Origin of the sequence: Paenibacillus sp. 2TAB26, assembly GCF_052115145.1 — a bacterium.
Lineage (GTDB): Bacteria > Bacillota > Bacilli > Paenibacillales > Paenibacillaceae > Pristimantibacillus.
The window spans coordinates 143639-169595 of the sequence record NZ_JBFRGC010000018.1 but is presented as its reverse complement, the minus strand read 5'-3'; the positions used below and the strand labels follow the sequence as shown (position 1 = coordinate 169595).

Sequence of the window (25957 nt, the reverse complement as noted above, 5' to 3'; positions counted from 1 at the left end):
TTTTGAAATGCAAATGAAATTTCGCCGATTGACGGCGCTGCTCATGGCGCTCGTATTGTTGCTGTCGGCCTTTCCTGTGAGTGCAGCGGCGGGAGTAACGCCAAATGGGGAGTATAGTGTTCCTTATCTTTATGTGAAGGATGGGAGCAATGAACGATCAATCATTAACGATTATCTAAATCCAAGCACAGGCAAATTGATTATTACTAATGGCAGTGCAAAGTTTCAGCATGAGGTTACGCAGTATACTTCCTTTCATCATTTTTCTGCTAAGTTACCAGGTAAAGACAAAGCAGTAATCAATGGGAACACAATCAACGGCATAGAAGGGTATCAAGTCGTTGCTGCTCAGCCAGCAGGGGACGGCTTAGATCCGGATCACGTCGTTGTTAGCTATGATATTGAGAACATGCAAGAGAAACAAGAAATTTTGATTCATATCGTCATTCCTTCAGTAAATTATGACAATTGGTATAATGTTCAGCTTCAGCTGGATATCTCAGGTCTACCCGTTGATGGAGGCGGCAATGGGGGCGGAGGCGAGACGGGTGCTGTAACATTAGAGCAGCTTGAAGCTTTATTTACAACCTCGAATGAGCTGCTGAATACAACGACGGAGGGAACTGGCGATGGCTTCTATTTGCTAGGCTCCAAGGCTACTTTTCAAAATACGATCACTCAGGCAAGAAGCATTGCCGATAGCGCTGGCGTTTCCAATCAAGAGCTGATCAAGGCTGCTTACCTTGTTCTGCAAGAGGGAAAAAAGAAGTACGAGGCTGCTCGGCTTGTCGTGAATAAAGCGAATTTAGTACGTGCGTTAGAAGAGATTTCAGCTTTTGCGACAACGGTAAAAAATATAGGGACAGCAAATGGAGCTTCAGTCGCTCATGGGGTATTAACGGATGGTGAGTATTCGGTTGGAGCGAGCGTAAGGCTTGGGCAATGGATTGTGGACGCTCAGACTGTTGCTGCTGATCCGCAAGCATCTCAAACAGCCGTCAATAATGCTTTAAATGTTTTGACTGCGAATGTGGAGGATTTGAAAAAGCAGCAGTACAAGAAGGAGATATTACCGCTGCTTGTGCTGGACCCTGAAACAGGAGAAATATCCAAACACAATAAAGATTTCAAAACAGAAGTAAGTATGTTTACTCAATCGGCAGCGCCTTATTTTCAAGCGTATGCTCACGTTGTTTTTGCAGAGCCGATGGAAATTGCACCTGAATTAACGTTATATGGACAAAGCGCAAACGGCGAGATTTCCTCTAGTACGCTGACAGGTTATAAAACGCTTATTCAAAAGGGCTATGAAGGACTGATACAGGCCTATCAGTTTGCCGCAAGACATCAAAAGGCAGACGATTCTATTTATCAAGGCTTATCAAAACTAGAGTACACAATTGGAACAGAGAAGAGAACAGTACTATTCAGCTATAATGCCAATCATCTTAATGCCTTAAACGCTTCGATCACTACAGCGCGTCAACTACATGATTCCGCTGTTGTTGGAACGGCTTCTGGGCAATATGAGGAGGCGGCAAAAGAATCATTGCTTTCTGCTATTCAATTAGCTGAACAAACAGGGAAGAAACTCAATTCTACACGTCCAGAAATTGCTAATGCGGCAAAGATTTTAGAGAAATCTGTTCAAGTTTTCAAAGGAAGCCAGATTCGCAATATTTCTTTCGCAGCCCTGCATGCAACAAATGCAGCGTTATCGAGCATGGACAGTTACTTCCTCAAGCCGGCTTCTGTTACGTCCAATAACGGTGAGACTTATGTATCTTTTTCAATAAAGGACAGCAGCGTCGTTACAGAGTTTAAAGTTGCTCAGAACAGCATACTCACAGATGTGACCGTTGTCAGTGAAAACAAGACAGAAAATACGAGGGTTATCAAATTTAAAGTGGATGATTTAACGGCAATTGTGCCAGGGCAAGTTCGAATCATTATGCCAAACGTAATTGACCCGCGTACAGGCAAACCTTATGATGCGACTCATAACATTCGTCTGTTGTTTGACAATGGCGATCCTGCAGTATTGAAGGCAGCTATTGCGGCAGCGAAGGCGGCTCATGATGGAGCAGCCGCAGGTACAGGTGTTGGGCAATATCCGCAATCAGCGAAAGACGCACTGCTTAGTGCAATTACAGCAGCGAACGCTGTCGCAAACAGCATATTGTCTACAAAGCAGCAGCTCATTGATGCAGAAGGCACGCTGGATCAAGCGCTTCGTGCTTTCCAAGCGACAAAAATTGTCGTTGTTGATCCGGTCAAACCGACAGAACCGGGAGCACTTGCGGACGGCAAGTATTTGATTGATATTCAGTTTTTAAAACAAGGTACTACACAAACATCGGTGATGGATGAATATGTAGCACATCCTGCTCGTTTGCTCGTGCAAAATGGTGTGAAGCTTGTACAAGTGAATCTAAAGCAAAGCAAGGAAATTACCGGATTTACGATTGGCGGCTCTACGCCAACAACGATCGAATCCGATGCTTCCGCTAACACAAGACGAGTACAATTTACAGTAGCCGATCTACCGGCTAAGCTGGATGGCTGGGTGAAAATAGATTGGCCAGAAGTGAAGTACCATCATGAATACAGCATTCAAATTCAGCTTTGGGCAATAACGCCAGTAGCAAGCTGGGACTCTGATTCATTTGGCTCTGTGGTGCCAAGAGAGACGCCAGAAGAAATTGAGAAAAAGAAAAAGGAACAAGAGGAAAAAGATAAGCTGGCTGGCAAAGATGCAACGGCTGCATTTAAAGATTTAGCAAACAACTGGGCGAAAGATGCCATTAATCGCGCATTGAAGCTAAACATCGTTCAGGGTTATCCGGATGGAAGCTTTAAACCGAATGCAACGGTCAATCGTGCAGAGTGGACGGTTATTCTCGGCAGAGCTCTGAAGCTGGAAGGCAAGAACGCTTCAACAGCTTTTGCAGATATGAAAAACATTCCTACTTGGGCACAGTCCTTTATCGAGCAAGCGGTAGCAGCAGGCATTATTAATGGCTATGAGGATCAGACATTCCGTCCAACGCAAAATGTAAACCGTACGGAAATTGCAGTCATGATCGTAAGAGCACTTCATTTGCCGCTGGAAGCAGCGGATTCGCTTAATTTTGCGGATGCAGCGGAAATCCCTTCCTACGCTAAGGCTTACATTGCTACGGCAGTGAAGTACGGATTAATTAAGGGACTGGACCAAAATCAGTTCGGCGGAACGAAGTCCGCAACAAGAGCTGAGGCGATTACTCTCGTTTTGCGCGCTGTCGATTATTTGGAAGCGAAAGCAGCAGAACAAGAAAAGGCGAAAACGGCATAAGCAGCAGCAAGGGCGGTAGGTTCCAGCTGTTGCAGAGCTTGAAGCGGGTGATTTAAACAGATGGCATAGGAGGACCCTGATTAGCGGGTGTCCTCTGTGCTGTTTTTAAGGAGGTAAGAAGGAAATGCGCTATCGATTTATGAAGGGGTTATCCCTGCTGTTACTTGCTGCGATGATGGCAGGCTGCGGAACGCTTGGAGCGGGAAGCGGCTCGACAGCAGCGCCAACTGCTGCGCCGTCTGCAAACTCTTCGGCAAAAGTAGCGGCTTCGGGCTCTGTATCCGAGGAGTCTAGCCAACGCATCGTGTCAACAACCGTAGCGATTACACAAATTATGGATGCGCTTGAGCTTGATTTAGTTGGCATACCGAAAAGCGTGAAAACGCTGCCGGAGCGTTACAGCACCGTTACTAAAGTCGGAAATCCAATGAGTCCTGATATGGAGATGGTTAAATCCTTGAAGCCGACGGAGGTGCTGTCTGTCTCGACGCTGCAATATGAGCTGGAGCCTGTATTTGAGAGTGCAGGGTTAAAGGCTGATTTTCTAAATTTAACGAGTATCTCGTGCATGCAAACTGAAATTACAGCGCTCGGAGAACGGTATGGGCGGGAAACTCAGGCTGCTGCAATCGTAAATGAACAGAAGGAAATGCTGGCTGCCATCACTCGGAATACAAAAGGTAAAGAAAAACCGACGGTGCTGATCCTGCTTGGTGTGCCTGGCAGTTATTTGGTGGCGACGGAGCATTCTTACATCGGAGATCTTGTTCGTTTGCTTGGAGGAGTAAATATCGTGCAGGGCGAGCAGGTTGAATTTTTGGCTTCCAACACGGAATATTTGCAGAAGGCGAATCCGGATGTCATTTTGCGAGCAGCGCATGGCATGCCGGCTGAGGTTGTGAAAATGTTTGATGAAGAATTCAAAAAAAATGATATCTGGAAGCATTTTGAAGCGGTAAAGACGGGGCGTGTATATGATTTGGAGGAAACATTATTTGGCACGACGGGTAATTTGGCTGTTGTCCAAGCACTCACCGCGCTCGCTCCAATGCTTTATCAGGATTATAAATAAGGATGTTTTTTCATGCCAAAAACAATATTCAGCTTCATCGCAATTACGCTGCTCCTTCTGGCAACCATCGTATACTCCATGACGACTGGAAGCATCAGCGTAGGATTTGTTGAACTCATGAAAGGGTTGCTTGGCTCGCCAAGTGAACAGGTAGAGGTTGTTCGCGACCTGCGGCTGCCACGTATAATCGTTGCTTTACTGACAGGGGCTGCTCTAGCTGTGTCTGGTGTACTGCTGCAAGCCGTAATGCGCAATCCGCTGGCGGATGCAGGCGTTATCGGCATTTCATCAGGGGCAGGCTTGGTTTCTTTGCTGCTCGTAACGATATTCCCGACATTGTTTTTTTGGATGCCGCTGTTTTCATTTGTTGGAGGAGCAATAGCTTGCCTATTGGTCTATTCGCTTTCGTGGCGCTCTGGACTCAGTCCACTTCGGCTTATTCTGGTCGGTGTGGCGGTTAATGCTACATTTACAGGTCTTGGGCAGTCTTTTAATTATCGCGGCAGCTATGCGGTAACTAGTGTGAATCAAGCGATTTCCTCTATTTTTACAATGAAAACCTGGGATGATGTACATATGTTGGCGCTGTATGGCGGTGTAGGCTTGTTACTCTCGATGCTGCTTGGCTCATGGTGCAATACGCTTGTTTTGCAAGATCGAACCGCTCAAAATCTTGGTTTGTCTGTTATGAAAGTAAGGCTGCTCGTTTCGGTTGTTGCCGTGCTTTTGGCTTCTGTTGCAACAGCTATTGGCGGGTTAATCGTGTTTGTCGGCTTGCTCGTCCCACATATCGCGAGGCTGCTCATTGGCTCAGACCATAAAGTGCTGCTGCCTTTCTCTGCGATTGGCGGAGCATGGCTCATTTTGACTGCGGATACGCTTGGCCGTACTCTTTTAGCTCCGACAGAAATTCCAGCTTCGATTGTCATGACAGTTATCGGCGGTCCTTTTCTCATCTTTTTGCTGCGAAGGAGCGAACGCGTCCATGGACATTAATGAAATAAGGTTTTCATATGACAAAAAAACTTTCCATTTGAACGGAATAACCTGCCATATTGCGGAAGGCCAGATTACGACGATCATTGGTCCAAATGGCTGCGGCAAGTCAACTCTGCTTGGTGTAATGGCGAAAAATCTTCGGCCAAGCGAAGGTGAGGTGCTGTTGAATGGGAAGAAGCTCGCACAATTTAAGCCGAAGGAGCTTGGCAAGAAGCTGGCCGTGGTGCATCAGCAGCAGGAAGCACCTGCAGATTTGACTGTAGAGAAATTGGTTCGCTTTGGTAGATTGCCGCATCGGGGGCGGTGGGGACAAGAGAGCGAATTAGATGATGAAGCCGTGGATTGGGCGCTCAACTGCACGAATCTGCTGAACAAGCGAAAGCAAAGTTTAGCGCATTTATCTGGCGGCGAACGCCAGAGAGCTTGGATCGCAATGGCGCTGGCACAGCAAACCTCGCTGTTATTTTTGGATGAGCCAACGACGTATTTGGATATCTATCATCAAATCGAAATATTAGAGTTAGTAAAGACGCTGAACCGCAAGCATGGAATTACGATAGTAATGGTTCTGCATGATATGAATCAGGCCATTCGATACAGCGACCATATTATTGTGATGAAATTAGGATGCATCGTAGGAGAAGGTGCGCCTGAGACAGTCGTGACAGCGGAAACGATTAAGCAAACGTATGGCGTTGATGTTGTGATGAAAAAAGACGGGAATACCGGACTGTATATGGTTCCATTAGGAATTTAAGCGTGTGTATAGTACTTCTTATTTTCATGAAAGAGAGCATTAAGTGCATATATGTTCTTACAGCGCAAAAAGTAACAATCTTAAGTGTCTGTAAGAACCTATAGGTTCTTACAGAGCATGAGTGCAGCCGGGTTACTCACAAAAGAGTGCATTAAGCGCATATGTGTTCTTACAGAGCAAAAAGTAACATTCATAAGTGTCTGTAAGAACCAATAGGTTCTTACAGAGCCCAATTGAAGGGTGGTTACTCGCGAAAGAGAGCATTAAGCGCATATGTGTTCTTACAGAGCAAAAAGTAACATTCAAAAGTGTCTGTAAGAACCAATAGGTTCTTACAGAGCCCAATTGAAGGGTGGTTACTCGCGAAAGAGAGCATTAAGCGCATATGTGTTCTTATAGGGCAAAAAGAAACAATTTTAAGTGTCTGTAAGAACCAATAGGTTCTTACAGAGCTTGAGTGCAGTCGGGTTACTCACAAAATAGTGCATTAAGCGCATATATGTTCTTACAGAGCAAAGAGTAACATTCATATGTGTCTTTAAGAACCAATTGGTTCTTAAAGAGCCCAAGTGAAGGGTGGTTGCCCGCGAAAGAGAGCATTAAGCGCATATATGTTCTTACAGAGCAAAAAGTAACATTCATAAGTGTCTGTAAGAACCAATAGGTTCTTACAGAGCTAGAGTGCAGCTGGGTTACCCGCGAAAGAGTGCATTAAGCGCATATGTGTTCTTACAGAGCAAAAAGTAACATTCATAAGTGTCTGTAAGAACCAATAGGTTCTTACAGAGCATGAGTGCAGCCGGGTTACTCATAAAAGAGTGCATTAAGCGCATATGTGTTCTTATAGAGCAAAAAGTAACATTCATAAGTGTCTGTAAGAACCAATAGGTTCTTACAGAGCTCGAGTGCAGCCGGGTTACTCACAAAAGAGAGCATTAAGCGCATATATGTTCTTACAGAGCAAAAAGTAACATTCATAAGTGTCTGTAAGAACCAATAGGTTCTTACAGAGCATGAGTGCAGCCGGGTTACTCACAAAAGAGTGCATTAAGCGCATATGTGTTCTTACAGAGCAAAAAGTAACATTCGTATTACACCCCGTAAAGCTGACGATATACCGTAGGTGTCATCCCCTCATGGGCCATAAATCTTTTGTTGAAGTAGCTGACGCTAGGATAGCCGGCATCACTAGCAATTTGTCCGATATTAACATCCTTGCGCTCCAGAAGCCATTGCTTCGCCATTTGAAGCCGGCAGCGTGTAATAAAGTCCATCGGTGTCATCTCCATCACATTTCGGAACAATTTGCAAAAATAGTAGGGGCTAACTCCTGCTTTTTCAGCCCATTGCTCGAGTATGAACGGCTCAGCCGCTTCCTGCTGCATTAAAGGGAGCAGCTTTAAGATGCGGTTGCCGGACGTACTAGCTTTGCTGCCGGATATCGGCACAGCTTGCTCGATGAACACGGCGAGTATGGCATACATGAGAGCAGAAAGCTTGGTCGGATGCAGCATGCGAGACTTTTCTGCCTCGAACAGCAAATCCTCATGCACCTGTTCCCAAGCGGTTGGCTGACGGATTGTCCAGAGCTGGCTTTTGTGAAAACCTCGTTCGATCATATAGTCCTGAAGCCCACTCCCATAAAAATGAACCCATCTTATATCCCACGGATCATCCTTGCTGCTATAGTAATGCTGTCTCTGCAAAGGAAAATACAGAACAGCTTCACCAGCCTCAAGGGTGTGCACCTCGCCATCCCATTCCACATAACCTTTCCCAGAAACGACGTAATGAATATTAAAGTTATTGAGCGCTCCCGCCATACGAAGCGTGTAATGATCAGGCTCATTCCAGTAATTCCCGACAGATTCAGGTAAGCAGAAAAAAGGATTATTTGGCAGCGTAAGCAGATGTATTTGTCTTTGTATGTTGCTCACCTCAATGACAATATTGTTTTAACTTATAACAAAATAATATCATTTTATTTTTTGGTTATCTACTTTAAACTAGAGGCAAGCACAATGAAATCGTTTGATACTAATTTGTACCTCACGATTTAGGTGCAGCGCTCTGAACTGATGGTGTAGCTAGTTTCAGCTTGTAATCGCAATATAATAATAAAATAATGGTTGAGGTGACGATGGAGTGACGACGAAGAAACTAAAATGGGGCATCATGGGCTGCGCTGGAATTGCGAAAGGCGCAGTAATACCTGGCCTTCATCTTTCGGAATTAAATGAGGTAGCGGCTATTGCTAGCCGTGACGTGGACAAGGCAAAGAAGACGGCAGAAGAGCTGAATATCCCGACTGCTTACGGCAGTTATGAAGAATTGCTTGCGGATGCTTCTATTGACGTTATATACATTCCACTCCCAAATCATTTGCATAGAGAGTGGACGATCCGGGCTGCTGAAGCAGGAAAACATATTTTGTGCGAGAAGCCGCTTGCTTTGACTGCACAAGAAGCGGCTGAAATGTCTGAAGCTGCTGCGAAAGCAGGCGTGTTATTGTCCGAAGCTTTTATGTATCGCTATCACCCTCGATACGACATGATCAAGAAAGTGATCGCAGATGGAGAAATTGGCGACATTCGCGGCATTCGCAGCGCGTTTACCTTCAACAATGCAGGACATAAAGAAAACGTGAGATACCGCAAGGAGTGGGGAGGCGGCTCGATTTACGATGTAGGCTGTTATCCAATTAATGCTGCTCGCTTGCTGCTTGGCAAAGAACCTGAAGCCGTTACCGTTCAGGCTTTGTTCTCACCAGAGCATGATCATGTCGATATGATGGCCTCTGGATTAATCGAGTTTGAAGGTGCGGTTTCACTGACGTTTGATTGCGGCATGTGGGCAGCATTCCGCAACCCGCTTGAGGTGCTAGGTACAGAGGGTATTATCGAAGTGCCTTCCGCATTTGTGACTGGCGCGCCGGGCAGCGGTAATTTCTTCGTCGATGCAAAAGGAGAGCGCCGTGAAGTTGAGGTGCCGCATGTAAACGCCTACACTTTGCAGGCCGATCATATGGCAAATGCCATTAACGGTGTATCAGAGCTACAGTTCGGCAGCGCTGATGGGGTTAACAACATGAAAGTAATCGATGCTTGCCTGCTTTCTGCTCATGAGCATACACGAATTAAAATATAACGAACCCATAATTAAGGAGGCAAAACAACGATGGAATATATTCAAATTGAAGGTTCACCCAAGCAGGTATCTCGCTTAATGAAGGGGTCGGATTATTTCTATAACGATTCCTACGAGAAAGCAGCAACTAATCTAGATGCTTTTCTAGCAATTGGAGGCAATTCAATTGACACAGCCCATATTTATTGCGGCGGGGAAAGCGAGGAAGTGATTGGCCGCTACATGCAGGAACGCGGCAATCGGGAGCAATTGGTTATTTTGACCAAGGGCGCACATCATGATCATACGGGTTCGCGTGTGAGCAAAGAGGCCATTGCTCATGATTTGGAGATTAGCTTGAAGCGTCTTCAAACCGACTATATCGACCTTTATGCACTGCATCGGGATGATCCGGCAGTACCAGCAGCAGAGGTTATTGATATTCTTAATGAGCATGTGAAAGCAGGAACTGTTCGAGCGATTGGCGTATCAAACTGGACATGGCAGCGTATTAAGGAAGCGAATGAATACGCAGCTGCAAATGGACTTGTCGGTTTTTCATTCAGCAGTCCGAACCTTAGCCTTGCGAAAGCGAATGAACCGTTCTGGCATGGCTGCGTCTCTGCTGATGAGGAAACCTGCGCATGGCATGAGGAAGAGCAATTCCCGCTGCTTTCGTGGTCATCGCAGGCAAGAGGATTTTTCACAGGTAGATTTACTCCCGAAGTAAGAGATAATGAGGATCTTGTACGTGTGTTCTATAGCGATGAGAATTGGGAGCGTCTGGCACGTGCAAAGCAGCTGGCAGCTGAGAAAAACGTTACTGCTATCCAGATCGCGCTAGCATACGTGCTAAACCAACCGTTTCCGACTTGTGCCTTGATTGGCGCGCAATCAGCGGAAGAGCTTCATTCCTGTGATGCAGGGTCGCTCATTTCGCTCACCAAGGAAGAGATGGATTGGCTTGATTTAGCCGTACAAAAGGTTTAATGATTACTTCCTAATTAAATAGATGGAACCCTAAGGACAAAGCTACTCGTTATGAGCGGTTTTGTCCTTTTTGTATGTTCGTGGGCTTACGCCATAACTTTTGCGAAACAATGCAGCAAAATGATTGTAATTGTTAAAGCCGACATCAAGCGCTGCTTCGGTTGCCGAACGGCCCATATGCTCCATGAGAAGAGCCGCTTGCTGAAGCCGCAGATGATTCAGATGCTCGACCACGCTCGTTCCAGTCTCCTGCTTGAATAGATGGGATAGCCGCGAGAGAGATAAACCAACCGACCGAGCCAACTCTTCAATGCGTATCGGCTGCTCCATATGCTGTGATAAATACTGCAGGGCAAGCTCGATGCGAGGATCCAGTCGTTTATCTAACTGCTGCGCTGTGAGCAATATCACTTGGCGCAGTGCATTCTCGCATAACATTTGCCAGAAGCTTGCCCGCTCTCTCGAATCACTCAATATATGATCGAAGGTGAGTTGTACTCTACTTCTCATATTGCCGTCTGGAATCGTGATGACGATGCTTTCATCCTTTGGCAAATAGTCGATTTCAGGTAGTTTCTGAAAATGTGCCCAATAAAAGTGCCAGCTGCTTCCCGCAATCGTCCCATACTCGTGGGGAATGCCAGCGCGCAGCAGCCCGATTTGTCCCTTGCGGCAGCGCCTCTCACCAGCGGGTGTGCGTAAATAGCCTTCACCCTCTAAGGTATAAAAGATAAGCCAATCACTTATTCCGTTTGGCCTGCGATAACGATAGGAGTCGGATTCATCAAATAGACCACTTAGAAACACACCGCCATGTGCTTCTGTTTCAGCTTCTTTTCTATGATTTGGAAGCATGCCAAACTCCTCCTTCATTTTCAAAATAGCATAATACAAGTAGTTTTCAGCAGTAATCATTCTTCCTTAAAAATAGCGAAACCACTATGATTATGTCAAGAACAATGATTAATTCAGTGAAGGAGCGTTATGCGATGACAGAAGCATTGATTGCACTAACAGAAGAGCAGGTTAATCAATTTCGTACTGAGGGCTACATTGTGATAAAAGGTCTTTTCTCTCAGGAAGACATTCGCATGATAGAGGATACTTTCGAGGAAATGAGTCATAAAGCAGTGCCGGGTTATTTTGAGCCAGATCTGACAGGAGAGACAGATGATCCGTTAAAGCGTTATCCGCGGGTCATGCATCCGCATCGCTTTAATGAGACGTCCAAAAAATATTTGCTCCATAAGCCGGTCATGGACGTATTAGCCGATCTTTATGGAGAAGAAGCGCTAGCAGCCCAAAGCATGTTTTATTACAAGCCGCCGGGCTCACGCGGTCAAGCGCTGCATCAGGATAATTTTTATTTGCAGGTGGAGCCAGGCAATTGTATCGCAGCTTGGACGGCGATCGATGCTGCAAATGAGGAGAACGGCAGCTTGCTTGTCGTTCCGAAGACGAGCGAGCATGAAATTAGCTGTCCTGAAATTGCGGATTCAACGGAATCGTTCACTTCCCATTTCGTTAAGCCGCCTAAGGATCACAAGGCGATGCCGGTAATTATGGATAAAGGCGACGTGCTATTTTTCAACGGGAACTTGATTCATGGATCATATAGAAACAAAACAAAGGATCAATTCCGCAGAGCCTTCATCTGCCATTATGCGAATGCATCAGCAACTCATATTAGCGATCATTATCGCCCTTTGTTTAGACAGGATGGAACTGCCGTTGATTTGGAAATTAATCCGGACGGAGGACCATGCGGAGTTGAATTTGATATGGCCTATCCGCATTAATTAATGATGAAAACAGAAAAAAAATTGTTGGTTGAGATGTCCTGGTGGGGTATGAGTGGATTGCAAGGAACAGCGGGGCATGCGCAAGATATGGAAGGGAAATTCAAGCTAATAGCAGAGAATGGTTTCGACGGCATTAACGCCTTTGTGCCGGCACCTGAGGAAAGCAGCTTATGGAAGGAGATGCTCCATAAATACAACATGTCATTTAGTGTAAATGCATATCCTTCTTCACTAAACGAGATGTCTCAGTTTTTGGAAAAAGCAGCAGCATTCGAAAACATCGGCTATATCAACGCACAGGTGATGACGCCTTTCCTCATTGGCGATTCCGCCATTGAACTGCTATCTGGAATTGATGCACTGTCGAGGCAGGCGGGCATCCCGGTTTATGTAGAGACGCACCGAGGTACGATCACACAGGATCTTATCCGAACACGGCAATATTTGCAGTCGCTGCCGGAACTGAGGCTTACGATTGACTATTCACATTATGTCGTAGCTGGTGAGCTTCATACGATTTCGGATGAGGCGGAGCAGATGCTGCAAAGCTTGCTGCCAAACACGCACAGTATTCATACCCGTATATCAAATGGCGAGCAAATACAGATCGACCCGGGGGAAGCTGGCAATCATCCGATGGTACACCATTTCTCCAGATGGTGGGGCAGTGCAATGAGACACTGGCTTACTGGACAAAGAAAAGAGAATGATTCATTCCCTGTCGTCGTTGAGCTGGGTCCTCCATCGTATGCGATTACGTCAGATGAGGCTGGTTCTCGGCAAACGGAGATTAGTGACCGCTGGTCGCAGTCCCTTTATTTGAAGCAACTTGTGAGGCAGCTTTGGCAAAAGGAGATCCAATAATTGAAACCCCGATTTGAACCATTATGGTTCAAATCGGGGTTTATTTGTTTCTTTGTTTCACTCGTCATCCCCAATCACAGCAACGACTAATGAATTGGATAGAGCCTCGCCAGTGTAGCTTTGCCCGCTTACCTCATAGGAAAATTTCGCTTTGACATAACCTATAATTTCATCAGAAACGATTGCGTCAGTAACGATAGCAGAATAATTGATTTCAAGTGTTGCTCCGGGTAGTACATTCCCAAGCTGCCAAGTTTGATTGCCGTCATAATCAATGGGGTTTAGTCGAGTTCCACCTACACGGAACGTTTTTGGCAATAAATCCACGCCAAATGGAAACTCGCTTGTAAATGAAACGAAAGCTGGCAAGTTTCCATTATTCATAAGCGTTGAAACGATGGTTATTGTATCGCCATACTCCACAATAGGTGGAGTGATCTTTGCTGTAAGCTGAATGATAGGAGCAGCCACTTCTGTTATTGCAGCATTTGAGCTCGCGGAATTGCTAACTACTCTTCCGTCTGAGAGCCGAAAAGTGTAGACAACCGATGCAGTGTTCGTTAATGGTGCAACAGTGGCAAGGTGTAAAGGGATTTGGGCATCAAAGGTTATCATGTTTTGTGATTGCCCGAGCAGCGTACCGAGATTAATGCCATCTTCAATAAACACGCCTGGCATCGAATGGTTATTCAACTTCAGGCTATTTGGTATAAAGACAGCACCAGCAGACAAAACGTCATCCATCACGGCATCAACGGCTACATTACTGGCATTCTCAATGTAGATCGTGTAATGCAAGACATCACCTGGGGCAGCAACAAGCTGATCTACTTGCTTATTAACGCTGATCTCGGGCTGGATAAGGATAACGGCGACCTTATTTGAATGCGTATAATCCGGCGTGCTGGAAACTTGATAACGAACGTTTGCTTTGCTGATAGATATAGAGGCTGCATCCTCCGTCGTTTGCGCGCGATAGGTGATAACGATGGTTGATTGTGGTCTAATAGTGCCGAGCGGGATACCTGCATTCGGATCAGCGCTTGGTGAAATAACAGCATTGATTGTCACGCTGCCGGGCACAAAAAGGATGCCGAGAGGCAGATCGAAGGAAGCGACTGCCTCTCGGAGACTAAGATTGCCGTCATTAACAATCGAAAGTTCATAGGTCACATGTTCTGAGACAAAGGTTTGTTCGGTGCTTGCGCTAAGTCGAGCAGATAGCGATACCTCATTAACAGGTGTAACGAGCGTGTTCGAGTAGGTAATACTCGTGACAATTCGCCCTTCTGCTGTTCGAAATTCGGCATCTGCCTGCGCTTGGTTAACTATCTGAAGGCTGCTTGGAATGGAAACGACAATGAGTTGAAATATGATTTGAGCTTGCGTTTGCGGCATCATATTTCCAATTGTAATACCGTTGTTTGGGTTAGCGCCAGGCATGGGTGTACCATTCAATATTACGCTGTTCGCGACAAATGAAGTTCCTTCCGGCAGCTTGTCGGTAAGTGTGACGCTGCCGGTTGTGTTTCCCGTGTTCGTTGCCGTGATATTGTAGGTTATCGTACTGCCAAGAGTAACCTCGCTTTCATAGGCTTTTTTCTCGAGTAAGATACGAGTCCCTATTAATGCGGTATTGACCGTGTTGGAGTAGGTCACCAGCTCTGCGCTTCCTGAGGCAAACTGAACAAGCGATTGATTTTGAACCATTGGATTACCGCCAGGAAGCGGGCTCATAGTGTAACAACCAGCACTTTGAATGTAACGGTTGAGCTGCCTCCAGCAGCAATGGTGCCAATGGTAATGCCATTATTAGGATTAGCTGTTGGCCGCGGTGAACCATCTACAGTGACACTGCCCGTCGTAAACGTTGTTCCTGCTGGGGTAGGGTCGATGAGTATGACGTTATTGACGGATTCAATGCCATTGTTGGACACCGTTATGGTATAGGTAATGGTATCGCCTACAACAGCATCAATGGATGATGCGCTCTTCACGACAGACACATTTGGAGAAGACACAGGAATGGACAATACATTCGATAAAATAGTTCCGGTCAGCACACGGCCATCCGGCGGTACGTAGGAGAAGTTAGCTGTTGCTTGGTTCACGAGCAGCTGCGGTGAAGGAAGTGCATCTACCGTTACCTGCAGTGAAATCAGGATGCTAATGGATGCGCCAGGCGAAACGGTGCCAACGGGAACACCAGTCGCCGGATTAGCGCCAGGCTGCGGAACACCATTGATTAACACACTATTAGGTACAAAGGCGGCGCCAATTGGAATCGTATCAAATACGGAAGCCTGCACGGCAATATTGCCCGTATTCGTGATGGTTAGTGAATAAGTTACTGTGTCTCCGACAGTCGCATTGGCGGTATCGGCAGATTTGCCAAGTGCAAGAATAGGCTGATAAATCGGTGTAACGAGCGTATTGGAAAATGTATTTCCTGAAAAAGCACCCGAAGTAAAGCTTACGGTAGCTCTATTGCTGAGCGTGCCGGAATCTGAAAGTGACGTTATTAGTACGCTGAAATCAACTAACACGGTTACGCTAGGCGCGATCAACCCGACTAAGATGCCAAGGGACGGGTTAGCTGCTGGTCTAGGAACGCCATCAATTAAGACGCTTCCAGCCTGAAAGGATGATCCAGGGGACAAGGGATCGACCACCAGCACATTATTAATATTCTCAATGCCGTTGTTCGTAACTGCAATTCGATAGGTTATCGTGTCGCCTACGACCGCATCGGTAACAGTGGTGCTCTTCACAACGGCAACATTAGGTGCAGATACAGGAATAGACAATGCGTTTGTACTAAATGAGCCGCCTAAGGTGCGGCCATCAGGCAGCAAGAAGCTGTAGGTAGCGGACGCTTGGTTCACAAGCTGCTGATTTTGCGGAAGCGCATTGATGACTACCGAAAAAGTGACACTTGCCGTAGTTGTGACACTGCCAAGCGATATGCCTGCTGCCGGATCTGCACCTGGCACGAGCTGGCCGTTAACGATGACGCTGTTCTGGACAAGACTTGTGCCAGCTGGAATCGTATCCGTTAAGGTAACGTCACCGGGATAATTGCCGGTATTTTGAATTGCAATCGTATAGACAACGGTGTCGCCAATCGTCGCATTGCTGGTGTTTCCACTTTTGGTTCCCGTTAGTATCGGCTGATAGACAGGAATGATCACTGTGTTCGAGAAAGTGACGCCCGAGAATACACCTGATGTAAAGCTGACAGATGAACGATTGCTAAGCTGTCCAGAAGCAGGTAAAGAAATGACGGATACGTTGAAGGATACTACAACGGTATTGCCTTGCACGATCGTCCCTATAGCTACACCGGTTGCGGGGTTGGCCGTTGGTCTTGGAACTCCGTCTACCAATACGCTGCCTGAAACTAAAGCACTTCCGACCGGCAATGGGTCTGTAAAAATAATATTATTTACCGCTGCGATGCCGCTATTGAGAATGTTTATAGAATAGGTGACGATATCGCCAATTGCTACGGCTGTTGAAGTTGTGCTTTTGACAACACTGACATTAGGTGCAGATACAGAAATTAGGACGGTGTTGGAGCTTGCGCTGCCGCTAAGCGGGCGGCCGCTTGGCAGAACAAATGCAAAGTTCGCAAGAGCTTGGTTTGATAGCTGCTGCGGATTCGGCAGGGAATCAATGATGACAGAGAAGGTAACGGACACTGTTGCATTAGGAGCAACAGCACCAATGTTGATGCCTGTTACAGGGTCAGCACCTGGCTGAGGCTGCCCTCCCACTAGGACACTGTTGGGCTCGAAGATTGCACCGAGCGGGATATTGTCAGTCAATGTTACATTCCCAGCATAATTTCCTGTATTGCTGACGTCGATTCGATAGCTAACGGTGTCCCCAAGTGTGGCGTTAATAGAATTTGCACTTTTAACGAGTGAGATTACGGGCTGATAGACAGGGGTATTAACGACGTTGGACATCGTCATGCCCGAGAATACACCGGATGTAAAGGTAATATTTGCTTGGTTTCCGATTTGACCGGAGACTGGAATAGAAGTAACGCTCAACTTGAACGACACGGTTACCGTATTGGAAGAAGGAATTAATCCAAGGGCAATTCCCGATGCAGGCACACCAGGTGCAGGATTGCCATTTATCGTCAAGCTGCCAGCAACGAATGTTGCTCCGTCCGGCACAGGATCCGTAAGTACAACATTATTGATCGATTCAATGCCGCTGTTTGTTACGGCTACTGAATAAGTAATGATGTCTCCAAGCGCGGCATCGACCGTCGTTGTGCTTTTGACGACCGCAACGTTAGGAGCAGAAACGGGAACAGATAATACGTTTGATTGTGTGGAGCCATTCAGAAGCCTGCCATCTGGCGGTGTAAATGTATAAGCTCCTATGGCTTGATTCACAAGTACCTGCGGGTTTGGAAGTGTTGTAATTACTGTCGAATAGGTAACGGTTATCGGCACACCAGGCAAAACGCTTCCCACACTAATGCCGGTTACAGGCGATTCTCCAGGATGAGGAACTCCGCCAACGACGACGCTGTTTGGCGCAAACGTTGTTCCAGTCGGAAGTGCATCAGTTAACGTGAGTATTCCCTCAAGATTCCCAGTATTGCTTACAAGTACAGTATAAGTAACGGTGTCTCCGAGCGTAGCATTGCTTGTATTCGCGCTTAATTGCAAAGAAATTTGCGGCTGAGTTACAGGTGTTGTTGTCGTATTAGACGAGGATGAAGCTGAGAATGCACCTGATGTAAAACTAACAGTTGATTGATTCGTTATTTGCGTTGGGACTGCCATCGTTACTCTCACCTCAAAAGTTACGGTAGCCGAACCGCCAGGGGCGAGGGTACCGATTGGGATACCGGTGGATGGAGCTGAATCCGCCCGGGGAGTGCCGTTAATGAACACGCTATTGCTAATAAAGGCATTATTATCGGCTAAAGGATCGTTAACTACGACATGGTTAACAGGAGCAATACCGTTGTTGGTTACAATGGAGGTATAGGTAAAGGTATCGCCCACAACGACGGAAGTTGGTGCTGCAGATTTCACTAAAGTTACGTTTGGCAGTGACACAGGTATTGATACGGTATTAGAAGCCGATGCACCATTTAATTGACGGCCGTCCGGCAGTGAGTAATTGTAGGGTGCACTTGCTTGGTTGACGAGAAATTGAGGTGAAGGCAGTGTTGCAACCGTCACGACAAAGCTGATTTCTGTCATGCTCCCGGGCAGTACATTTCCGATGGGTATCCCGGTTACAGGATTTAATCCGGGAAAGGGTACTGAATTTATGAGCACGCTGTTTGTATCGAAAACAGCGCCGGCTGGGATATTATCCGTTACGTTTACTGTAGCGCCAATATTGCCGCTGTTTTGGACTCTTAATGTATAAGTATAAGTGTCGCCTATCGTTGCATTTTGAGTGCTTGCAAACTTAACAATAGAAATGATGGGCTGGTACACCGGAATTTGAATCGTTTCGGATAACGATGATCCTGTAAATGAACCTGATGTATAGCTGATGGCCGCGCGATTAGATATGACAGCGGGATCGGGCAGCGATGTTACCTGTGCCTGAAATACGATAGTAACGCTGGCAGATGGATTAATGGTACCGATAGAAATGCCGACATTCGGGTTTGCAGCTGTTGCGGCCCCGTTAATTGTTGCGCTTCCAGCAATGAAAGCTGCGCTGCTGGTCAACGTGTCGGAGATGTTGACATTTGTAACAGGTACGACACTGTTATTCACAGCGATAATGGTAAACGTCAAAATGTCACCTATAGCAGCTGCGGTAGCGTTGACAGCTTTGGTAATTGTGACATTCGGTGCTTGGGCAGTGAGCGTGATCGTATTGGAGCTGCTGCTTCCACTTAAGTTTCTACCGCTAGGCAACTGATAGGTATATAAGCCTGAGGCTTGATTGACCAAAGTTGGCGGCGACGGAAGCGAGCTTAACAAGATCTGAAATGAAACGCTGGATACGCCGGAAGCAGGCAAAGCGCCAAGTGAAATGCCTGTAACGGGACTGCTGCCGGGAAGTGCTGTTCCATTAACGATGACACTGTTTGGCACAAAGGATGAGCCGGTTGGGATATTATCCGTTAAGGTCACTTGGGCAGCAATATTCCCACTGTTTTTTACGCTGAATGAATAGGTTATTCTTCCTCCAACAGTAGCGTTCGTAGGCGTACCGTTTTTTGTAATGCTGATGATGGGTTGATATACAGGCGTTGTCACACTGCCAGACAGTGAGAGACCTGTGAAAACGCCAGAGCTGTAGGATACCGAAGCCTGATTAACAAATGTACCTGAGCTTGGAATAGCAGTCGCGCGAATTGCAAAAGTAACGGTGACAGAGCTGCTTGGCGCAATGGTTCCTAAACTGATGCCGCTCGCTGGATTTGCTGTTGGTTTGGATACGCCAGCTACAATTACGCTTCCAGAGGTGAATTCCGCTCCAACAGGAATGGTGTCTCCCAATGTGACATTGGTGACGGATTCGATGCCGCTGTTCGTGACGACTAAGGAATAGGTTAATGTTTCACCTACAGCGATGTCGGTTAAGTTAGCGCTCTTCGTGACCACAACATTTGGAAGTCTTACAGGAACTGTAACCGTATTTGAAGCTAATGAGCCGGGAAAGATTCTTCCATCAGGTATTTGATACGTATAGGTGGCTGATGCCTGATTCACAAGCTGAGGTGGAGATGGCAAAACATTTACTTGCACTTGAAACGTGATCGTTGACGATCCCCCAGCTGCAATTGTTCCTATGGCTACTCCCGCTGATGGATTCGCACCTGCTACAACGACTCCATTGACACGGAAGCTATTCGGTATAAAAGATGTTCCCGCAGGTATATTGTCCGTCAGGTTGACAATGGCTGCTGAACTGCCGGTATTCGCAACGAGCAGTGTGTAGACTACTTGATTACCAACCGTTGCGTTCTGTGTGTTCGCACTTTTTACAATAGATAAATTAGGGGCATAAACAGGGATAGTGACAGTATTGGATGGAATAACGCCTGTAATAATGGGACCGCCTGCTATGCTTTGAAACGTAAAGGCCGCATTGGCGGTGCTTGAAAGCTGAGCGGTGCTTGGCAAGGAGGTTACAGTAGCTTGATAGGTAACGGTGATGGAGGTTGCCAGGTTTAATGAGCCTAGCGGAGCTCCGGTTCTTATGTCGAATGTCGGTTTCGAGACGCCGCCTACAACGACGCTGCCTGGTACGAACGTAACGCCAGCAGGCAATGTATCGGTTAAGACGATACTGGCTGCGTTTGCTGTCCCTGAGTTGCTGACCGTGACCGTAAAGGTGATGATGTCGCCGATGGTAGGCCCTGTTGCATTCTCGCTTAGCGTTACATTGATAACGGGCGCATTAATATTGACTTGGATGGCATTTGCGTTTAATACATAAGCATCCCCGGAGGTTGTAAGCGACAAAACGGCTGAGCTCTGGTTGTTCGTCAGCCTAGCGGAAATATCAACATTCGTAATATCCCAGCCCTGTCGACCGCCAATGATGTTCGTGCCGGGTGTGCCATTTATTTGATTGCGGTCCCCGAAAGTTCCGGTTGTGTTTAATGCACCGGAATCATTGTTAATTTGTGAAGCGAAAAAATTGTTAGCGAAATTGTTCGTGCCAGATAGAGCTACTAAGCTAGCTGTCGTCGGGCCGAACAACGCCTGATCACCTGTTCGGTTTGCATCACCTTCCTGAGCGCTAAACAACGCCCTGCCGCCTAAGGCTCCTGAGATCGGCGTGGCAAATCCGGTTATTGTCGTATTGACCGCTGCCGAAGTGCTTTGAACCAAAATAGCCCCAACCCGCAGCGACATGTTGCGAAACGGAAGTGAAGGGTTCTGATAAATGACGGCGAGGGTCCAGCCAGCATGGTTAGCAGTTGAATCGCCGGGAATAACAATCGTTCCGACTACGCCGCCTGTTATATAGGTACCCGCACCTGCCGCCAGCACAAGCGAGGTGACATTGGCTGAACGAGTATAGCCAAGTGCGCCTCCTCCCAAATCGAACGTATTGCTTGTTGCTGCATCAGGAGTGATGCTTGAGGTTCCGAGCGGTGTAATGAACGTAACGGGATTGTTAATGGCTGCGGTTAGATTAACGGTTCCATTGACATAAGTGCCGCCCCAAATAAGCTCTGCATAAAGAACAGTGCTTCCAGTGGGGAGAACGAGAGCGGCGGCAGAACTATTTTCCAAATAGTTGCTCGTCGTTCCAAGCGGGTACGTGCCGTACCGAGCTGCTGTATTCGTTGTGCTGAAAGCGCCTATACTATCGGAAGTACCAGGGGTTCCAGCTACTTCTGAGCGGCTGAGACCCAGCGTATTCCCCGTAAATGTAATGGCGCCGGTTGCGTTTAATGTTGATCGGACGACCAGAGGTATCGTATTCACCCCCTTCAAAAGCTAATTTTCTTGTAAATATGAATGTATTGCTTAGTTTATGAGACTTTAGCCACTATTTTGTTTGTCTTCTTAAAATATAGTTTTTGCGCTTTGTTGCGTTGGTTTAATATCGTCCAAGAATAGAGTCTAATTTCGTCCAATTAAACGCTTTCATTTACAAGATATAATGATAAAAACGCTTTCAAAAAGTGAGGTTTGCGGTGATGAGAGAGAAACAGATACAATGGTTTGCAAGCACGGAAACCAAGCGATGGTTCAATAAAACGATAGAGGAAGCCGGTAATGGAAACACTAATCTGACATTCTCAGGTGAGAGCTTTCAACGGTTAGAAGGGTTTGGAGGCTGCTTTAACGAGCTTGGTTATGCTGCTCTGCAGCATCTGCCGGAGGAAGAACGCAGTCAAGTGATGCATGCGCTCTTTCATCCCGAAGGCGAGCATAAATTCAGTATTTGCAGGCTTCCGATTGGCGCTAGCGATTATGCACTGGAATGGTATAGCTTAAACGAAACAGACGGAGACTTAAGTATGGAGCATTTCTCCATTGCCCGTGATCAACAACATTTGATTCCTTATATTAAGGAAGCGCTAAAACTCAATCCTGAATTGGAACTGTTTGCCTCTCCGTGGAGCCCTCCGACCTGGATGAAATTTCCGAAGGCGTACAATTACGGCACACTGCGCTGGGAGAAAGAAATTTTAGAAGCGTATGCGCTCTATTTCGTAAAATTTGTTGAGGCATACAAGGCAGAAGGCATTACGATTCACCAGGTTCATGTTCAAAATGAGGTGGTTGCGGATCAGAAGTTTCCTTCCTGCGTATGGACGGGCGAGCAGCTTCGTGAATTTATACGTGATTATTTGGGACCTGCCTTCGAGAGGCACGGACTCGATACAGAAATATGGCTGGGCACAATTAATGCGCCGGAGGCATGGGATGAATGGCTGAAGAAGAAGGCAACTGATTTTGATGCGTATGCCAATACGGTGCTAAGCGACCCTGAAGCTTATAAATATGTGAAGGGCGTAGGCTATCAATGGGCAGGCAAGCATGCTTTGCAGCGTACCGTTCAAAGCTATCCTGAGCTTCGTTATATGCAAACGGAAAATGAATGCGGTGACGGTGAAAACAGTTGGTTCTATGCAAGATATGTGTTTAATCTCTATCATCATTATTTTACGAATGGCGTGAACGCTTATATTTACTGGAACATGATGCTGGAACCAAAAGGCCGCAGCACATGGGGCTGGGAGCAAAATGCGATGCTGACCGTAGACAAGGAAAAGCAGCTTGCCATTCGTAATCCCGAGTATTATGTGATGAAGCATTTTGCCCACTTCACTTCGCCTGATGATCGAAGAATAGGGCTGAAAGGTCCATGGTCAGGCAATGCAATTGCTTTCGAGAAGCCGGACGGCACACGCATCATCGTCTTAACGAATCCATTCAATGAAAAAAGGGAGCTGCGTTTGTCCATCGGCTCCAAACACCAGCTGCTTGAGCTGGAACCCGAATCCTTTCATACAATTGTCATTCCATGTGGATGATGAAAGCATATAAACTAACGCCAGCAATCGAGGGGGCGTTAGTTTTTTGCACACAATAGCTAGAAGAGAAGCGGGAGGCGAGAGAGCAAATGTTGGCCAAGCTAATCCGTTTACTGACAGAACCCTTCCGTCGTAGTATTCGGAATAAATTGATTTTTACGATGATTTTTTTATCCGTCATTCCGATTATAGCGGTTACTGCCTTAGCAGCCGAAAACAACCGAAAGTCGATGGAAGCGGAAGTAATCGGAACGAATTTATCCAATATGAAGTGGACTGGCGTCTACTTGGGCGAGCAGTTCTCGCAATTGAACAATCTCGTATATTCCGTACTCATCAGCCCTCATCTTAGTGATTATTTGGCAAGCACAGAGGGTTCACTGCTCATTAACCAATTTGCCGCTCAAAAAAATATTATGGATACACTGAGCAATTTGTTTTATTCCGCAGGAAATCATGTCATCGGCGTCGAGCTGTTTTTGAAAGAGCCGCGAAAATTGTTTACCATAAGCGGAAATCAATATGATTTGGAAACTTCGCCTGCTATCCCTTCTCCTTATAAGCAGCTATTTGAGGAAAATAAAGATTTTCTTATTCAATCCAATAATGGGGATGAAGGTCACTTTCAATTGATTCGGAGCATTAACCGTTTTGAGAATCGGGAGAAGCTAGGCGGTATCTCGCTTAAAATTCGCTGGTCGATGCTTGATCAGACGCTTGATTTGATAGGCCGCGGCAAGGATCATCAGGTTCTGATCGCGAGCGAAGACGGAAATGTGCTTTATCAACGTTTCGGAGAACGCCCCTCGGATAACATTATGCTGCGGATCAAGGAAACAACAGCGGATCAAGGTTAATTCCGCATGTCGAAGGCGTACGTCTTCTATAACACGATTGATCCCGTAGGCTTGAAGCTGATTACGATTATCCCGACCAGCTTTATTAATAAGAGCGCGCAATCGACGATGCGATTTGGCCTTATCGTAGGCGCAATTTCTATCGTGCTGTCGATTGTGATTGCTATTTTGTTAGCTTGGCGAACGGCTACGCCAATTGTTACGCTCGCAAGATCGATGCAGGGCCTTGGCATCATCAAGGAAACGGAGCTGCCTCAAAGCAACCGCGTAGATGAGATCGGCTTGCTTGAAACGAAGCTTTACAACATGTCATACCGCATTAGAGAGCATATTAAAACGGAATACAGCATCAATCTGGAGAAAAAAACCGCGGAGCTTAAAGCGCTCCAAGCGCAAATCAATCCGCATTTTTTGCAAAATACACTTCAAATGATCGGCAGTATGCTCTTTACGAAAAAACCTGCGGAGAGCTACGAAATCATTCGATCGCTTAGCGATATGTTTCGATATGTCATTCGCGATCCGAACGATCTCGCCTACTTAAAAGCAGAAATCGATCATCTAAACAATTATATGCTTATCCAGAAGCAGCGTTTTTACTCCAAGCTTACCTATCACACGGAAATGGACGAGTCTATGATGCTTTCTCCCATTCCGAAGCTGACGCTTCAGCCGATTGTTGAAAATGCTTTTTTCCATGGACTAGAAAATAAATCAGGTCATTGGGAGCTTAGCGTGAGCGTTGTGCGTGAGCATGATAAAGTTCGAATTCGAATCCGTGACAATGGCGTCGGCATACGCGAGGATAAGCTTGCCGACCTGCAAAAGCGGCTTCACCAACATAGCGGACAGGTTTGGACGCACGGCAATCGTATCGGCATTCAAAATGTAGCGTCCCGCATACAAATGCATTTTGGCCCAGACTATGGGATTACGATTGAAAGCGAGTTAGGAGCGGGAACGATGGTCACCGTCTCTATTCCAATAGCAGGGGGAGATCAGCATGCTTAAAGTATTCATTGTGGATGATGAGAGCTGGGCAAGAGACATCATAAAAGCGTTCGGAGAATGGGAAAGCCTCGGCATGGAAATTGTAGGAGAAGCAGAGGACGGTACGGAAGCGCTTCGAATGATGGAGGTTTTGCAGCCTCATATTGTCATTACTGACATGCGGATGCCCGGAACAGATGGCGCTGCGCTGCTGCAGCAGCTTAATGATCAATTTCCAGCAATCAAGACAATTGTCGTCAGTGGGTATGATGATTTTCAATATGCCAAACATGCGCTTCGCTTCAAGGCGATGGATTATCTGCTTAAGCCAGTTGATCCGAAAGAGCTTAATACGGCGCTGCAAAATTGCAAAAGCGGGCTTGAAGCTGCTCAAATGGAGCGTGGAACATTATCACTTGATCTTGATATTTCGTATACATTGGCATCGTATAAGAAGCTTTTAAAGCTGCGTTTCAATGAGCTGAATACAGATGGCGTTAAGACAACACTAGATCAAATGATGAAGGAGCTTGAACAGAGCGGTATTACGAAAGCGGTCATGCTGGAGCAGGTCGTACAAGAGCTGCTACTGCTGCTTAAGGAATTAATGAATGCTAATTCACAAGACAGCGACTCGCTGCATGCGCCGTATGGGCATGAGATCACCCAGTCAGGCGAGAATACAGCTGCTTTTCTTACCCATCATTATGTGACTACACTGGAGCAGCTTATTCAGCAGCGGAAGTTCAAAAACAAATTGAATCTGGATGAAGTCAGGCTGTATATGGAGAAACATTATACGGAGCCGGTTACACTGGAGCAGCTCGCTAGAGCTTTTTTTGTGAGCAAGGAATATTTGAGCAAAGTGTTCAAGCAGGAATATGGACGCAATGTCACGGATTATATGCTGCACCTGCGCATGGTGAAGGCGAAAGAGTGGCTGATGGATGAGAGCATTCCCATTAAAGCGATTGCGGAAATGGCGGGCTACGAGGATATCACCTATTTTTATCGTGTGTTCAAGAAGCATTTTGGCATCGCGCCAGGTGAGATGAGGAAGAGCAGCGAGGTTTAAAAATGTCCAATGAAAGAGTCTAATTCTGTCCAATTAAACGCTTTCATTTTTTAGATACAATGAAAGCGTAAACAAAACAAGCTTCTGGGAG

At 46.4% G+C, this 25957-nt stretch carries 16 protein-coding genes; 12 read left to right on the top strand and 4 right to left on the bottom strand.

Annotated features, from left to right (window positions below; all coding sequences use genetic code 11):
• Positions 1 to 7 precede the first annotated feature (7 nt).
• The 4 genes from AB4Z50_RS21180 (at position 8) to AB4Z50_RS21165 (ending at position 6162) form a co-directional block, all read left to right on the top strand.
• Positions 8 to 3334, top strand: coding sequence for an NEAT domain-containing protein (locus tag AB4Z50_RS21180; RefSeq protein WP_441881764.1), 3327 nt, complete (start codon positions 8 to 10; stop codon positions 3332 to 3334).
• Between the two features lie 124 nt (positions 3335 to 3458).
• Complete coding sequence (gene isdE / locus AB4Z50_RS21175; protein ID WP_441881761.1) at positions 3459 to 4406, top strand: heme ABC transporter substrate-binding protein IsdE; 948 nt, start codon at positions 3459 to 3461, stop codon at positions 4404 to 4406.
• 12 nt (positions 4407 to 4418) lie between these two features.
• The gene (locus tag AB4Z50_RS21170; protein WP_430054374.1) at positions 4419 to 5402 is read left to right on the top strand and encodes a FecCD family ABC transporter permease; all 984 of its coding nucleotides are present in this window, start codon (positions 4419 to 4421) and stop codon (positions 5400 to 5402) included.
• Complete coding sequence (locus tag AB4Z50_RS21165) at positions 5392 to 6162, top strand: ABC transporter ATP-binding protein (protein ID WP_441881757.1); 771 nt, start codon at positions 5392 to 5394, stop codon at positions 6160 to 6162. The genes AB4Z50_RS21170 and AB4Z50_RS21165 overlap by 11 nt, the downstream gene beginning before the upstream one ends.
• 1091 nt (positions 6163 to 7253) lie before the next feature.
• Here AB4Z50_RS21165 and AB4Z50_RS21160 read toward each other — a convergent pair.
• Positions 7254 to 8090 carry an AraC family transcriptional regulator gene (locus AB4Z50_RS21160; protein ID WP_441881808.1) on the bottom strand — a complete coding sequence of 279 codons (837 nt, stop codon included), beginning with the start codon at positions 8088 to 8090 and terminating at the stop codon, positions 7254 to 7256.
• A gap of 247 nt (positions 8091 to 8337) precedes the next feature.
• On the opposite strand from AB4Z50_RS21160, the gene AB4Z50_RS21155 reads away from it, so the two are divergent.
• Both AB4Z50_RS21155 and AB4Z50_RS21150 read left to right on the top strand, forming a co-directional pair.
• Positions 8338 to 9309, top strand: a complete 972-nt coding sequence (locus tag AB4Z50_RS21155; RefSeq protein WP_179089919.1) for a Gfo/Idh/MocA family protein — start codon at positions 8338 to 8340, stop codon at positions 9307 to 9309.
• A 30-nt stretch (positions 9310 to 9339) separates the two neighbouring features.
• Complete coding sequence (locus AB4Z50_RS21150) at positions 9340 to 10278, top strand: aldo/keto reductase (RefSeq protein ID WP_441881754.1); 939 nt, start codon at positions 9340 to 9342, stop codon at positions 10276 to 10278.
• 42 nt (positions 10279 to 10320) lie between these two features.
• Here AB4Z50_RS21150 and AB4Z50_RS21145 read toward each other — a convergent pair whose 3' ends face one another.
• Positions 10321 to 11133 (bottom strand): helix-turn-helix domain-containing protein, encoded by an 813-nt coding sequence (locus AB4Z50_RS21145; RefSeq protein WP_441881751.1) that lies wholly within the window; start codon positions 11131 to 11133, stop codon positions 10321 to 10323.
• A gap of 134 nt (positions 11134 to 11267) precedes the next feature.
• Here AB4Z50_RS21145 and AB4Z50_RS21140 point away from each other — a divergent pair, with 134 nt between their 5' ends.
• On the top strand, positions 11268 to 12077 hold the full coding sequence (locus AB4Z50_RS21140) for a phytanoyl-CoA dioxygenase family protein (RefSeq protein WP_441881748.1): 810 nt from the start codon (positions 11268 to 11270) through the stop codon (positions 12075 to 12077).
• Between the two features lie 3 nt (positions 12078 to 12080).
• Positions 12081 to 12944 carry a sugar phosphate isomerase/epimerase family protein gene (locus AB4Z50_RS21135; RefSeq protein WP_441881745.1) on the top strand — a complete coding sequence of 288 codons (864 nt, stop codon included), beginning with the start codon at positions 12081 to 12083 and terminating at the stop codon, positions 12942 to 12944.
• A gap of 57 nt (positions 12945 to 13001) precedes the next feature.
• On the opposite strand, the gene AB4Z50_RS21130 is transcribed toward AB4Z50_RS21135, so the two are convergent.
• On the bottom strand, positions 13002 to 14654 hold the full coding sequence (locus AB4Z50_RS21130; RefSeq protein WP_441881742.1) for a hypothetical protein: 1653 nt from the start codon (positions 14652 to 14654) through the stop codon (positions 13002 to 13004).
• 23 nt (positions 14655 to 14677) lie between these two features.
• Complete coding sequence (locus AB4Z50_RS21125) at positions 14678 to 21385, bottom strand: DUF7507 domain-containing protein (protein ID WP_441881739.1); 6708 nt, start codon at positions 21383 to 21385, stop codon at positions 14678 to 14680.
• A gap of 215 nt (positions 21386 to 21600) precedes the next feature.
• Here AB4Z50_RS21125 and AB4Z50_RS21120 point away from each other — a divergent pair, with 215 nt between their 5' ends.
• From AB4Z50_RS21120 to AB4Z50_RS21105, 4 genes are all read left to right on the top strand, one after another.
• Entirely contained in the window at positions 21601 to 22944 is a 1344-nt protein-coding gene (locus AB4Z50_RS21120) for a glycoside hydrolase family 30 protein (protein ID WP_441881736.1), read from the top strand.
• A gap of 89 nt (positions 22945 to 23033) precedes the next feature.
• Entirely contained in the window at positions 23034 to 23801 is a 768-nt protein-coding gene (locus tag AB4Z50_RS21115) for a hypothetical protein (RefSeq protein ID WP_441881733.1), read from the top strand.
• 6 nt (positions 23802 to 23807) lie between these two features.
• On the top strand, positions 23808 to 24812 hold the full coding sequence (locus AB4Z50_RS21110; protein WP_441881730.1) for a sensor histidine kinase: 1005 nt from the start codon (positions 23808 to 23810) through the stop codon (positions 24810 to 24812).
• Positions 24805 to 25866 (top strand): response regulator transcription factor, encoded by a 1062-nt coding sequence (locus AB4Z50_RS21105; RefSeq protein ID WP_441881727.1) that lies wholly within the window; start codon positions 24805 to 24807, stop codon positions 25864 to 25866. Before AB4Z50_RS21110 ends, AB4Z50_RS21105 begins: the two co-directional genes overlap by 8 nt.
• Positions 25867 to 25957 lie beyond the last annotated feature (91 nt).